The following is a 13,178-nucleotide window of genomic DNA, read 5'->3' as shown; positions in this document are numbered from 1 at the left end:
AACCGGGAAGTATCGGGCAGAAACCGCGCAAACAAGCACAGTACACCCAGGCCGAGGGATTATAGTTTTGCGCATGACTCGCATCCCCTCCGGCTTTCGCCTGGCTGCCGCCACGGGCACCCATCGCGGTGACAGAACCTATCAACAAGATCAGGTTGAGGTCTTGAACCATCCCCGCTACAGCGGCTGCCTGCTGGCCGTGGTGGCCGATGGCATGGGAGGCAAAAGCGGCGGCCGAAAGGCTGCGGACCAAGTGCTGCTGACCGCCCAGCAATTGTTTGAACGCTTTGTGCCGGGCGAAGAGTCCGCGGAAGAATTGCTCCAGCAATTGGTCTCAGAAGCACACTTGATGATCAAGCTGACGGCGCTGTCGGCGGAGGAAGAACCCCACAGCACGGTGGCCGCCTTTTTGATTGACATCGACCGCCGCTGCTATTGGGTGCATTCAGGCGATTCGCGCATTTACCTGTTTCGCGGCGCTGAGATGGTCAAGCGCACCCTGGATCACTCCTATGTGCAGCGCTTGGTCGACGAAGGCCAACTGAGTGAAAAAGAAGCGCAAAGCCACCCACAATCCAATCTGCTGACCGCCTGCCTGGGCACGGTGGCCGAGCCGGTTGCCAGCCTGGGCCGGGTGGATCATCTGGAGATTGGCGACACGCTGATGTGCTGCAGCGACGGGCTTTGGCACTACTTCACCCCGACCGAGATGGGGCGAACGCTGTCAGAACTCCCGCCGCGCGAAGCCGCAGAGGCCTTGATCGACAAGGCCCGCCAGCGCGCCCGGGGCAGTGGCGACAATTTGTCGCTGGCCATCGTGCGCGTCCAGGCCCTGAGCTGACACCGGTCTCAACGCTTGGCCGGGCCCGCTCCGCCTGATGGGGTGGTGGCGGGCGCAGAAGAAGCGCCTGTGCCTGCGGTAGCAGCGGAAGGCGCGCCGCTCCGGCTCGCCGCAGCCAGCTCGGCAGGGCTGGGAATCGGCAGCTTGCCTGTTAACGGCTTGTCGCTCAGTTTTTTTAAACGCTCTGCATTGCGCGCACGCACCTGTGCCTCATGCGCCTGCATGGCCTGCTGACGCTGCTGAGTTTGTAGCGCCCGGGCTTGCGCCTCTTGTTGCCGCTGCGCCGATTCAGTGGCCTTGGCCTCGTCCCGAGCCCGCAGGTCTTGCGTGGCCTCCCGGGGGCCGCGCAGTTCACGCAAGGGCGGGCTGGCCACTGGCGGCGGCGCGCGCAAGGACTCGGTGCGGCGCTCGCCCTCTTGCGTGGCAAAGTCGCGTTGCCGCTGCAGCACCGCCTCGCGCTGGGCCAGCGCCTTGGCTTTGCGCTCTGCGGTGGCCAGGGTCTCTTCCCGATCCAGCAGGGGGCGGATGGCCGTTTCACGGCGCTTGCGGGCATCATCCAGGCAGGAGGTCACCACAAAATGTGTTTCGCAGGCTTGGCTTTCGGTGGCGAAACGGGCCTCGATCTCGTTGCGCTGACGCTTCAACGCGGCGGACTCAGTTTCAGCACCCAAGCTGTCTGCTGCCCAACTGCTGGTGGCACTCATCCAGACCGCCAAAGCCAGCCAGCGGCCTGCACCTTGCCGAACGCCGCTACGTTGAAGGGTCAAATACATCGCGTGAGCCTCATCAAGTGAGCGAGGTGTCGACATCGCGCCGTTCGAGCGCGAGATATTCAGACGACTGCATCTCCTGAAGCCGTGAGACAGTGCGCGGGAATTCATGCGACAAGGGCCCCTCGGTATAGAGGGCCTCAGCCGCCACCGCAGCTGAGATCACCAGCTTGACACGACGGTCGTACAGCACGTCAATCAGCCAGGTGAAGCGCCGCGCCTCGCTGGACAGGCGGGGCGGCATCTCAGGCACATTCGACAGCAGCAGGGTGTGAAAGCGGCTGGCCAATTCCAGGTAATCGTTCTGCGACCTTGGCCCGCCGCACAAGACATTGAAGTCGAACCACACCACGCCACCGGCACGGCGGCGCGCACGGAGTTCACGGTGCTCGATGTGCAGCAGCGGGTCTTCGTCCTTGGCCTCGGCAAGGGCATCAAACGCGGTGCTCAGCGCCACATCCGCGGCTTCGCCCAAGGGCTGGTGGTACAGCTCGACATGGTCCAGAGTGCGGCGCCGGTAGTCGAACCCATTGTCCACATTGATGACCTCCAGCTTCTCCTTCAGCAAGGCAATTGCGGGCAGGATGCGATCGCGGTGCAAGCCATTGGGATACAGGCCATCGGGGTGAAAGTTGGAGGTAGTGACGATGGAGACACGGTATTTGAACAGCGCGTCCAGCAGGCGATGCAGGATCATCGCATCGGTCACGTCGGCCACATGGAATTCGTCAAAACAGATCAGACGAAAACGCTTGGCGATGCGCTTGCCCAACTCGTCCAGCGGATCGGCGATGCCCTTGAGCTCTTGCAACTCGCGGTGCACCTCGCGCATGAACTCATGGAAGTGCAGGCGTGTCTTACGCGTCAGCGGCACGGCCTGGAAAAAGCAATCCATCAAAAAGCTCTTACCCCGCCCGACTCCGCCAAACATGTAGACACCACGCGGCAAAGGCGGGTGGCGCAACAGCTTGGTGACGGCATTGCTGCGGCGCGCCTTGTAGTCGGCCCATTCATCCTGGCAACGCTGCAATGCGGCCACGGCCCGCAGTTGCGCGGGGTCGGCCGTGTAGCCGCGTTCTTTGAGAGTTAGCTCGTAGAGCTCGGTAACTGACGTCATGACCTCATCCAAAGAAAAAGGGCGACACCGGCCGCCCTTTTTGGTTCAACGCCTCAGCGTCGTGGCAACGCCTGAATCAGAAATTCAGCGTGCGCTTGTCCACGGCAAGGGCCGCTTCCTTGGTCGCTTCGCTCAAGCTCGGGTGCGCGTGGCAGATACGGGCGATGTCTTCGGCCGAGGCCTTGAACTCCATCGCCACCACGGCCTCGGAAATCAACTCCGAAGCCATCGGGCCGATGATGTGCACACCCAGGATCTCGTCAGTTTTGGCGTCGGCCAAGAACTTGACGAAGCCATTGGTGTCACCCAACGCACGCGCACGACCGTTGGCCAGGAAGGGGAACTGCCCCGCCTTATAGGCCACGCCGTCCGCCTTGAGCTGCTGCTCGGTGCGGCCGACCCAGGCGATTTCAGGGCTGGTGTAGATCACCCAAGGGATGGTGTTGAAGTTGACATGCCCGTGCTGGCCGGCAATGCGCTCCGCCACGGCCACGCCTTCTTCTTCCGCCTTGTGCGCCAGCATGGGGCCGCGCACCACATCGCCTACCGCCCAGACATTGGTCAGGTTGGTCTTGCAGTCGCCATCCACCTCGATGGCGCCACGCTCGTCCAGTTTCAGCCCCACGGCTTCGGCATTCAGGCCAATGGTGTTGGGCACGCGGCCGATGGAGATGATCAGCTTGTCCACGGCCAGGGTCTGCGCCGCGCCCTTGGCGTCGGTGTAGGCCACTGTCACGCCCTTCTTGTCGGACTTGACCTCGCCGATCTTGACGCCCAACTCAATGTTGAGGCCTTGCTTTTTGAACAGCTTGGCGGCTTCCTTGGCGACGGATTCGTCAACCGCGCCAAGGAAGGTCGGCAGACCTTCCAGCACCGTGACTTCGGCGCCCAGGCGACGCCACACCGAGCCCATTTCCAGGCCGATCACGCCGGAGCCGATCACGCCCAGTTTCTTGGGCACGGCGCCGATGCGCAGCGCGCCATCGTTGGACAGGATGTTCACTTCGTCGAAGGCCGCACCAGGCAATTGGCGAGCGTTGGAGCCGGTGGCCAGGATCACATGCTTGGCCAGAATGACTTCCTCACCAGCCTTGATCTCGTACAAGCCGTCCTTGGCTGCAACGAAGGAGCCCCGGCCGTGGAAAAAACTCACCTTGTTCTTTTTGAACAAGTAGAGGATGCCGTCGTTGTTCTGCTTCACAACGGTGTCTTTGCGCGCAATCATCTTGGCGACATCCATCTTGATGTTGTCAGCCGAGATGCCGTGGTCGGCAAAGTGGTGATTGGCGTGCTCGAAGTGCTCCGACGATTGCAGCAAGGCCTTGGAAGGAATGCAGCCGACGTTGGTGCAGGTGCCGCCCGGTGCGGGGCCGCCCTTTTCGTTTTTCCACTCGTCGATGCAAGCCGCATTGAAACCCAGCTGGGCCGCACGGATGGCGGCGATGTAGCCGCCAGGGCCGCCGCCGATCACGACGACGTCAAATTGTTTTGTGCTCATAGGTATTCCTGAATTTTTTGCGCCAACGCCAAGGCGTAGCGAGCGTCCTCAGGGCAAGGCGCGGGTGCCGAGGCACCGCAACGTAGCGGCGCTACGTCAGGATGCCGAGGACGGGACCCGCAACGCCGCCATGAGGTCGCGCGGTAGCCGTTTAAATATCAAACAACAGGCGTGATGGATCTTCCAACGCTTCCTTCATGGTGACCAGGCCCAGCACGGCTTCGCGGCCGTCGATGATGCGGTGGTCATAAGACATGGCCAGATAGTTGATCGGGCGCACCACCACTTGGCCGTTCTCAACCACAGCACGGTCCTTGGTGGCATGCACGCCCAAGATGGCCGATTGCGGCGGGTTGATGATGGGGGTCGACAGCATGGAGCCGAAGGTGCCGCCATTGGAGATGGAGAAGGTGCCGCCGGTCAGATCGTCCAGCGAGATCTTGCCTTCCTTGGCCTTTTGGCCAAATTCGGCAATCTTTTTCTCGATATCGGCAAAGCTCAGCTGATCAGCATTGCGGATGATGGGCACCACCAGGCCACGTGGCGAACCCACAGCGATACCGATGTCAAAATAGCCGTGGTAGACGATGTCATTGCCATCCACCGAGGCGTTCAGCACCGGGTACTTCTTGAGCGCGGCGACGGCGGCCTTGACGAAGAAGCTCATGAAGCCCAGCTTGACGCCGTGCTCTTTCTCGAACTTTTCCTGGAACTTCTTGCGCATCTCCATCACCGGCGCCATGTTCACCTCGTTGAAGGTGGTCAGGATGGCGTTGGTGGCTTGCGATTGCAGCAGACGCTCGGCCACGCGGGCGCGCAGACGGGTCATGGGCACGCGCTGCTCAGGGCGGTCGCCCAGGTTCATCGCAGCCGGTGCGGCCACGGCGGGCAGCGGCTTGGCAACCGACGGGGCGGCAGCAACGGCAACCGGTGCAGCCACGGCGGGCTTGGCACCTGCGGCCAGCACATCACCCTTGGTGACGCGGCCATCTTTGCCCGTACCGGCCACATCGGCGGTGGTCAGGCCCTTCTCGGCCAGCAACTTGGCGGCGGCGGGCATGGCGACATCGCTCTTGCTGGCAGAAGCTGCGGCTGCCGGAGCAGCGGGCGCGTTGGTGACGATCTGCGTGACAGCCAGCGGGCTGACTTGCGCTTGGCCTTCGCTGTCGATGCGGGCGATGACTTCTTCACTGACCACGCTCTCGCCATCATTCTTGACGATCTGGGCCATCACGCCGGCGCTGGGTGCGGGCACTTCCAGCACCACCTTGTCGGTTTCGATTTCGACCAGGATTTCGTCGATGGCCACGGTTTCGCCGGGCTTCTTCTTCCAGTTCAGCAGCGTGCCTTCGGCGACGGATTCAGACAGTTGGGGGACTTTGACTTCAACGATTGCCATGATGTGTTGTTCTTTCGGTATTCCGGTGGAGCGAGCGGCGGGTTTCTGCCGCTCAAGCGAACCGAGTCAGGCCGCAGCACCTGCTGCGGCCCCGACCATTACTTGGTGAGGATGAAGCCCTTGAGCTTGCCGAAGGCCTGCTCCAGCAGCGACTTCTGCTGGTCTTGGTGCAGGTGGGCATAGCCGCAGGCGGGCGAGGCCGAGGCGGGGCGGCCGGCATAGCCGAGCTTTTGCCCTTCAACCATGTTCTCGTGCACATAGTGCTGCACGAAGAACCAGGCGCCCTGATTTTGCGGCTCGTCCTGGCACCACACGATCTCGGCGAGGTTGGGATATTTCTTCAACTCAGCCGCAAAAGCCTTGTGCGGGAAGGGATAGAGCTGCTCCACACGGATGATCGCCACGTCGCTGTGCTTACGCTCAGCGCGTGCCTTGACCAAGTCGTAATAGACCTTGCCCGAGCAGGCGACCACGCGCTTGACCTTGGCGGCGTCCACCGTGGCGTCGCGCTCACCGATCACCGTCTTGAACTCACCCTTGGTGAACTCGGTAATGGGCGATGTCGCGTCCTTGTTACGCAAGAGCGACTTGGGCGTCATGATGATCAGCGGCTTGCGGAACATGCGCAACTGCTGGCGACGCAGCAGGTGGAAGATCTGCGAGGCCGAGGTCGGCTGCACCACCTGCATATTGTTGTCAGCGGCCAGCTGCATGAAGCGCTCCAAGCGGGCCGAGCTGTGCTCGGGGCCCTGGCCCTCGTAGCCGTGCGGCAGCATCAGCGTCAGGCCATTTGCACGACCCCACTTCACTTCGCCGGAGGCGATGAACTGGTCGATCACCACTTGCGCACCGTTGACGAAGTCACCGAACTGGGCTTCCCAGATCGTCAACGTCACCGGGTCTGCGGAGGCGTAGCCGTACTCAAAGCCCAACACCGCCTCTTCCGAGAGCAAGGAATCGATGACAACGAACGGCGCCTGGCCTTCAGCCACGTTCTGCAGGGGCACATAGGTGCCGGTGTCCCACTTTTCGCGGTTCTGGTCGTGCAGCACGGCGTGACGGTGCACGAAGGTGCCGCGGCCGCAATCTTCACCGGACAAGCGCACCGGGTAGCCCGAGGCCACCAGCGAAGCGAAAGCCATGTGTTCGCCCATGCCCCAATCCACATTGATCTCGCCACGGCCCATGGCGGCGCGGTCGGCAATCACTTTCTCGACCAAGGAGTGAACCTTGAACGTATCCGGAACGGTGGTGATCTTCTCGGCCAGGCGCTTGAACTCAGCCAAAGGCAGCGCCGTGTCGCAGGAGTCTGTCCACTTCTTGCCAAGGTACGGCGACCAGTCGGTGGCGTACTTGCTCTTGAAGTTGGTCAGCACCGGGTCCACGGTGTGACGGCCTTCGTCCATAGCAGCGCGGAAGGCCTTGACCATGGCGTCGGGGCCGTCAGCCGGCAACACGCCTTGCGCCACCAGCTTGTCGCCATACAGGCGGCGCGTGCCGGGGTGCTGGGCAATCTTCTTGTACATCAGCGGCTGGGTCAGCGCCGGGGTATCTTGCTCGTTGTGACCCAGTTTACGGAAGCAGATGATGTCGACCACCACGTCCTTGCGGAACTGCTGACGGTAGTCCAGCGCCAACTGGGTGCACAGGACCACAGCCTCAGGATCGTCACCGTTGACGTGCAACACGGGTGCCTCGATCATCTTGACGACGTCGGTGCAATACAGGGTGGAGCGGCTGTCGCGGGGATCGGAGGTGGTGAAGCCAATCTGGTTGTTGATCACCAGATGTACCGTACCGCCGGTGTAGTAGCCACGGGTCTGGGCCAGCGCCAGGGTTTCCATCACCACGCCTTGGCCCGCAAAAGCCGCATCGCCGTGCACCAGCACGGGCAGCACTTGCGCGCCGATGGTGTCGCCGCGGCGGTCCATGCGGGCCTTGACCGAGCCCTCCACCACCGGGTTGACGATTTCCAGGTGCGAGGGGTTGAATGACAGCGTCAGGTGAACGGGGCCGCCAGGGCTGGTCACGTCGCTGGAGAAGCCTTGGTGGTACTTGACGTCACCAGCGGGCAAGTCTTCAGGCGCCTTGTGCTCGAACTCGTCGAACAAGTCCTTGGGCATCTTGCCCAGGGTGTTGACCAACACGTTCAGGCGGCCCCGGTGGGCCATGCCGATGACGATTTCTTGCACGCCGGACTGGCCACCGAGTTGCACCAACTCATCCATGGCAGCGATAAAGCTCTCGCCACCTTCCAGCGAGAAGCGCTTCTGGCCCACATACTTGGTGTGCAGATAACGCTCCAGGCCCTCGGCAGCCGTCAGGCGATCAAGGGTGTGGATTTTCTTCTCAACGCTGAAGGCAGGTTTGGAGCGGATCGATTCCAGCCGCTCTTGCCACCAGCGACGCTCTGCCTGGTCGGTGGTGTGCATGTACTCCGCACCGACCGAGCTGCAATAAGTCTCGCGCAGGGCCTGCAGGATTTCCCGCAAGGTCATGTGCTCAGACTTGGTGAAATAGGTGTTAGTGGCGCTGAACGAGATGTCCATATCGGACTCGCTCAGGTCATAGAACGCCGGCTCCAACTCGGGGATGCGCGGGCGCTCAGTGCGCTTGAGCGGGTCCAGATCGGCCCAGCGCGAGCCCACATTGCGGTATGCAGCAATCAGCGATTGCACATGCACCTGCTTGCGTGCCACGGCCAGATCGGCACTGGAGGCCTTGCTGCCAAAGGCATTGGCCTTGGCACGTTGCGCAAACGACTCGATTACCGGGGCATGCGCCACATCGCGAGAGTCGCTGCCGTCCGTCGCCGGCACGTGCTGAAGGGCGTCGAAATACGAACGCCAGTTATCGGGCACGGAGCCCGGATTGTCGAGGTAGGCCTCGTACATCTCTTCGACATAAGGGGCATTGCCCCCAAACAGGTAGGAGTTGGACCTGTATTGCTGCATCATCTTCGCTCACCTCTAACCCCGGCTTCCAGGGCATTGGCTGGTTGAAAAACCTTCCGCGACACGGCTCGACCGGTTGGCGGATTGCGACCCGCCTTTGCTGTTGCCAGGAAAGGGGACGGGAAGGACCTAAGTCTAAAAACAGGTGGCACTGTAACACCGTTGAAAGATTGAAGCGCCCGCGTCCCCCGGGCGACCTCCAACGATATCGGGTTGAAGTGTGGATTCTGAAGCGAACTGTGAATGCTGAAAACCCCTTTTTGAACCGCGGTGCCCGAGTTTCTTGACGCTGCGCAGGGCACCCCGCGCTACTTTGCGGCAGTGCTCGGGTGTTCTACCGAAAACCCCGGCCTGCACGCCCGCCGAAAACAAACGCCGATCTGGACTGGCTCTAAACTTCCCGCTTGAACCACCGCTTCAGGAGCCTCCATGCAAGTTCAGGTCGTTGACTACCGCGCGCCCGATGCGGCCCAACGCTTCGCCCAATCCCTTCACGACACCGGATTTGGCGTACTGGTGAACCACCCGATTCAGCAGGCATTGGTCGAAAAAATCTATGCCGACTGGCTGAGTTTTTTCGACAGCGAAGACAAGCTCAATTACCCCTTTTCCAAAGAAAAGCAGGACGGCTACTTCTCCACCGAGATCTCCGAAACGGCCAAGGGCGCCAGCCAAAAAGACATCAAAGAATACTTTCACCTCTACCCCTGGGGCCGCATGCCCGCGCAATTGCAAGCCGGCGCCATGGCCTACTATGCGCAGGCCAACACGCTGGCCGGAGAGTTGCTGTCTTGGGTGGAGCGCTACACGCCGCCGGAGATTTCAAAACATTACAGCGAGCCGCTCTCGCACATGATCGAGGGCAGCCAGCAGACATTGCTGCGTGTTTTACGCTACCCGCCATTGACAGGCCAGGAGCCCGCTGGCGCGCTGCGAGCCGCAGCCCATGGCGACATCAACCTGCTGACGATCCTGCCGGCGGCCAATGAGCCCGGCTTACAGGTGCAAGACAAGCACGGCCAATGGGTCGACGTGCCCTGCGACTTTGGCATGCTGATCATCAACATCGGCGACATGCTGGAAGAAGCCTCACAGGGCTATTACCCCAGCACCCAGCATCGCGTGGTCAACCCCACAGGCGAAGGCGCCCGGCGTAGCCGCGTGTCGCTGCCACTCTTTCTGCACCCCCGCGGTGAGGTGGTCCTGTCAGAGCGCCACACGGCTCACAGCTATCTGCAGGAGCGCCTGCGTGAGCTGGGCGTCAAAACCTGAAGCCTCAACCTACCTTTCAAGCTTCAAGCCATCATTCAAACCGTCATTCAAATCCACCTTGCGGCGCCGCCCAAGCCCCCACTGGGCGAAGCCTGCAACGGCTGCGGCGTTTGCTGCCTGAGTGAACCCTGCCCCGTCGGCATGGTGATCAGCCAGCGGCGCCACGGCGCCTGCAAGGCTTTGCGCTGGTCAGACGAACTTGCTCGTTACGTATGCGGTATGTTGGTCGATCCTGCGGAGGTTCTCGGCTGGCCACCAGGCAGTGCGCGAAGCCGCTGGTTGGCACCCTGGCTCACGCGCCGCAGTCGCCGCTGGATTGCAGCAGGCATCGGGTGCGACGCGGCACTGGAAGTTTCAACAGCCGGCGAGATAGATTGAGCACCCCCAAAACATCAACCCCCTCGCCCACCACAAAGTCACGCAGCATGAATCCAGCCCCCCAAAATACGCCCGCACCCGTCAGCTTTCGCGAGGCATTGGCTTTTTGGCTGAAGCTGGGCTTTATAAGCTTCGGCGGTCCGGCCGGGCAAATCGCGCTGATGCACCAGGAACTGGTGGAGCGTCGTCGCTGGATTTCCGAGCAACGCTTCTTGCACGCACTGAATTTTTGCATGGTGCTACCTGGCCCGGAGGCCCAGCAGCTTGCCACCTATATCGGTTGGTTGATGCACCGCAGCTGGGGTGGTCTGGTGGCGGGCGGGCTGTTCGTGCTGCCATCTTTGTTCATCCTGATTGCGCTGTCGTGGATTTACATGGCCTTTGGGCACGTGCCTGCGGTGGCCGGCCTGCTGTACGGCATCAAGCCAGCGGTCACCGCCATTGTGGTGTCTGCGGCCTGGCGAATCGGCAGCCGCGCACTCAAAAATGAATGGACTTGGGGCATCGCTTTGTCTGCCTTGATTGCAATCCTGATGCTCAAGCTGCCCTTTCCGCTGATCATTACATTGGCTGGAATAACTGGTTATTTAGGCAGCAAGATCGCGCCCGAAAAATTTGCACTTGGCAGCTCGCATGGCGCCACCAAGTCGTCCTACGGCCCCGCCTTGATCGATGACCACACCCCCACACCGGCCCATGCCCTTTTCAGCTGGAAACAGGCGTTGAAGGTGTTGCTCGTGTTTATCGGCATTTGGGCCCTGGCCATGGGGGCCCTGTGCGCAGCCTTCGGCTGGCAAGGTGTCTTGACGCAAATGGGAGGATTCTTCAGCAAGGCCGCTTTGCTGACCTTTGGCGGCGCCTACGCGGTGCTGCCCTATGTGTACCAAGGTGCCGTTGAGCACTACCAATGGCTAAACCCGGCTCAGATGATGGATGGCCTGGCGTTGGGCGAATCCACGCCGGGGCCGCTGATCATGGTGGTGGCGTTTGTCGGCTTTGTGGGGGGCTGGGGCAAGGCGCTGTTCGGGCCGGATGCGCTGTTTTTGGCGGGTGCGGCTGCGGCAGGGGTGGTGACATTCTTCACCTTCCTGCCCTCGTTCTTGTTCATCTTGCTGGGTGGCCCGTTCATCGAGACAACGCACGGCAACTTGAAATTCACAGCACCCCTGAGTGCCATCACTGCCGCTGTGGTGGGCGTGATCGTGAATCTGGCGGCCTTCTTCGCCTACCACGTGTTGTGGCCGACCGGGCTGGACGGCCCATTTGAATGGCCATCTGCGGTCATTGGCCTGGGCGCGGCCCTGGCCTTGTTCCGTTTCAAGCAAGGCACCATGCCCGTGCTACTGTTCAGTGCGCTGGCGGGGCTGGCGTACACATTGACGCGCGCACTGACGTAATTCACCCAACCATTTTTCAAGTGCGCGGCGAGACATGGCTGGCCTTGGCCACTTGCTCCGGTATCGGGACGTGCTCGCCTTCCTGGCGCATGCGCATTTGCGCTTGTACCCTCTGCGACCAGTAGCCCAGATGCCGCCCTGCCACCTACAGGGCCTGCTCACAGTCCTGACTGGCCTGCTCGAACACTTTGGCGTCGGCAGTCAGGCATGGAAAACGCATTTGCGCCGGGCCGAAATGCAGGGCCGGGTGAGTAATGTCGAATTGCAGTTGAGCTTCGCCGCAGACCTGCGTATAGAGCGCGAGTTTGACGGGCGCGGGCGACAGAATGTCTACCCGCAGGCCAACCACCGAATCAATCAAGCGAAGTGCGGCGCCCGAGGCCCTGCACAACACAAAGCCGCGTGCAGCGCCAAGATCGAGCCTCTCATGAAACCGCAGCTACTTCGGAATGTTCAACGTCGCCTATCTACCGCCGCTGTGGTTCAAGCTGATGGAGCAGCACTTGCTGAACAGTGTGGGCCGCAACCCACAGCGCATCAACTTTGAACCCAGCCAGCGCGAGCGCTTGATGCGCAAGCACGGGTTGATTTACTCAGGTCAGACTAAGGCGGCGCCGCGCCGCTTGGTATTCGCTCGCCAAGCGGCTCACCAGTTCAGCGGCGGGCTGCACTTTGTCCACCACACCAATGCCCTGACCACAGCCCCAAATGTCTTTCCAGGCTTTCTTGGAGTCGCCGCCGAAGTTCATCTTGCTCGGGTCGCTCTCGGGCAGGCTGTCGGGATCCATGCCGGCATTGACAATGGAGCCGCGCAGGTAGTTGCCGTGCACGCCGGTGAACAGGTTGCTGTAGACGATGTCGTCAGAATTGCTGTCAACAATCATCTGCTTATAGGCCGCGTCGGCACGCGCTTCGTCGGTAGCGATGAAGGCTGAGCCGATGTAGGCGAAGTCTGCCCCCATGGCTTGCGCTGCCAGCACCGCATCGCCGCTGGCGATGGAGCCGGACAGGGCGAGCGGGCCGTCAAACCAGGTGCGAATTTCCTGAATCAAGGCGAACGGGCTCTTCACACCGGCATGTCCGCCAGCGCCAGCAGCGACGGCGATCAGGCCATCGGCGCCCTTCTCGATCGCCTTCTGAGCGAACTTGTTGTTGATGATGTCATGCAGCACGATGCCGCCCCAGGCGTGCACTGCAGCATTCACGTCTTCACGTGCACCCAACGAGGTGATGATGATCGGCACCTTGTACTTGGCGCAGACCGCCATGTCGTGCTCCAGGCGGTCATTGCTCTTGTGCACGATCTGGTTGATCGCAAAAGGCGCCGCCGGCTTGGTCGGATTGGCCTTGTTATAGGCGGCCAGTTCAGTGGTAATTTCATTCAGCCATTCGTCCAGCAATTCGGCCGGGCGGGCATTGAGTGCTGGCATGGAGCCAATCACGCCGGCCTTGCATTGGGCGATCACAAGCTTGGGGTTGCTGATGATGAACAGGGGCGAGCCGATGATGGGCAGCGGGGCAGTTTTCAGAACGGGGGGCAGAGTCACAAGAG

10 protein-coding genes are annotated in these 13,178 nt (G+C 61.5%); 3 read left to right on the top strand and 7 right to left on the bottom strand.

The features are described from left to right. Positions 1-73 precede the first annotated feature (73 nt). Positions 74-841: a PP2C family protein-serine/threonine phosphatase gene (locus tag PRZ01_RS00385; protein WP_273594773.1), complete on the top strand. Its 768-nt coding sequence runs from the start codon at positions 74-76 to the stop codon at positions 839-841. Between the two features lie 8 nt (positions 842-849). Here the strand turns inward: PRZ01_RS00385 and PRZ01_RS00380 are convergent, their stop codons facing one another. From PRZ01_RS00380 to PRZ01_RS00360, 5 genes are all read right to left on the bottom strand, one after another. Next, the gene (locus tag PRZ01_RS00380) at positions 850-1,614 is read right to left on the bottom strand and encodes a hypothetical protein (protein WP_273594772.1); all 765 of its coding nucleotides are present in this window, start codon (positions 1,612-1,614) and stop codon (positions 850-852) included. A 13-nt stretch (positions 1,615-1,627) separates the two neighbouring features. Then, complete coding sequence (gene zapE / locus PRZ01_RS00375; protein ID WP_273594771.1) at positions 1,628-2,728, bottom strand: cell division protein ZapE; 1,101 nt, start codon at positions 2,726-2,728, stop codon at positions 1,628-1,630. A 76-nt stretch (positions 2,729-2,804) separates the two neighbouring features. Then, positions 2,805-4,226 (bottom strand): dihydrolipoyl dehydrogenase, encoded by a 1,422-nt coding sequence (lpdA, locus tag PRZ01_RS00370; RefSeq protein ID WP_273594770.1) that lies wholly within the window; start codon positions 4,224-4,226, stop codon positions 2,805-2,807. Between the two features lie 151 nt (positions 4,227-4,377). After that, the gene (gene odhB, locus PRZ01_RS00365) at positions 4,378-5,625 is read right to left on the bottom strand and encodes a 2-oxoglutarate dehydrogenase complex dihydrolipoyllysine-residue succinyltransferase (RefSeq protein ID WP_273594769.1); all 1,248 of its coding nucleotides are present in this window, start codon (positions 5,623-5,625) and stop codon (positions 4,378-4,380) included. 98 nt (positions 5,626-5,723) lie between these two features. Beyond that, positions 5,724-8,582, bottom strand: coding sequence for a 2-oxoglutarate dehydrogenase E1 component (locus PRZ01_RS00360; RefSeq protein WP_273594768.1), 2,859 nt, complete (start codon positions 8,580-8,582; stop codon positions 5,724-5,726). Between the two features lie 426 nt (positions 8,583-9,008). Here PRZ01_RS00360 and PRZ01_RS00355 point away from each other — a divergent pair, with 426 nt between their 5' ends. Beyond that, positions 9,009-9,851: a 2OG-Fe(II) oxygenase family protein gene (locus PRZ01_RS00355; protein WP_273594767.1), complete on the top strand. Its 843-nt coding sequence runs from the start codon at positions 9,009-9,011 to the stop codon at positions 9,849-9,851. Positions 9,852-10,276: 425 nt separating this feature from the next. Next, the gene (gene chrA, locus PRZ01_RS00345) at positions 10,277-11,626 is read left to right on the top strand and encodes a chromate efflux transporter (protein WP_273594766.1); all 1,350 of its coding nucleotides are present in this window, start codon (positions 10,277-10,279) and stop codon (positions 11,624-11,626) included. 145 nt (positions 11,627-11,771) lie between these two features. Here the strand turns inward: chrA and PRZ01_RS00340 are convergent, their stop codons facing one another. After that, positions 11,772-11,987 (bottom strand): hypothetical protein, encoded by a 216-nt coding sequence (locus tag PRZ01_RS00340; RefSeq protein WP_273594765.1) that lies wholly within the window; start codon positions 11,985-11,987, stop codon positions 11,772-11,774. 232 nt (positions 11,988-12,219) lie between these two features. After that, positions 12,220-13,173, bottom strand: a complete 954-nt coding sequence (locus PRZ01_RS00335) for an NAD(P)H-dependent flavin oxidoreductase (protein WP_273594764.1) — start codon at positions 13,171-13,173, stop codon at positions 12,220-12,222. Positions 13,174-13,178: the final 5 nt, after the last annotated feature.

Source organism: Roseateles koreensis (assembly GCF_028595305.1).
In the GTDB taxonomy this organism is placed as follows: Bacteria; Pseudomonadota; Gammaproteobacteria; order Burkholderiales; family Burkholderiaceae_C; genus Paucibacter_A; species Paucibacter_A koreensis.
Note: the sequence above shows the minus strand (reverse complement) of the source record. Positions and strands in the feature narration are given on the sequence as shown.

Excerpts from the sequence above, each read along its gene's own strand:
- PRZ01_RS00385 (WP_273594773.1), top strand. The coding sequence starts at position 74 with ATGACTCGCATCCCCTCCGGCTTTCGCCTGGCTGCCGCCACGGGCACC.
- PRZ01_RS00380 (WP_273594772.1), bottom strand. The coding sequence starts at position 1,614 with ATGTATTTGACCCTTCAACGTAGCGGCGTTCGGCAAGGTGCAGGCCGC.
- zapE (WP_273594771.1), bottom strand. The coding sequence starts at position 2,728 with ATGACGTCAGTTACCGAGCTCTACGAGCTAACTCTCAAAGAACGCGGC.
- lpdA (WP_273594770.1), bottom strand. The coding sequence starts at position 4,226 with ATGAGCACAAAACAATTTGACGTCGTCGTGATCGGCGGCGGCCCTGGC.
- odhB (WP_273594769.1), bottom strand. The coding sequence starts at position 5,625 with ATGGCAATCGTTGAAGTCAAAGTCCCCCAACTGTCTGAATCCGTCGCC.
- PRZ01_RS00360 (WP_273594768.1), bottom strand. The coding sequence starts at position 8,582 with ATGATGCAGCAATACAGGTCCAACTCCTACCTGTTTGGGGGCAATGCC.
- PRZ01_RS00355 (WP_273594767.1), top strand. The coding sequence starts at position 9,009 with ATGCAAGTTCAGGTCGTTGACTACCGCGCGCCCGATGCGGCCCAACGC.
- chrA (WP_273594766.1), top strand. The coding sequence starts at position 10,277 with ATGAATCCAGCCCCCCAAAATACGCCCGCACCCGTCAGCTTTCGCGAG.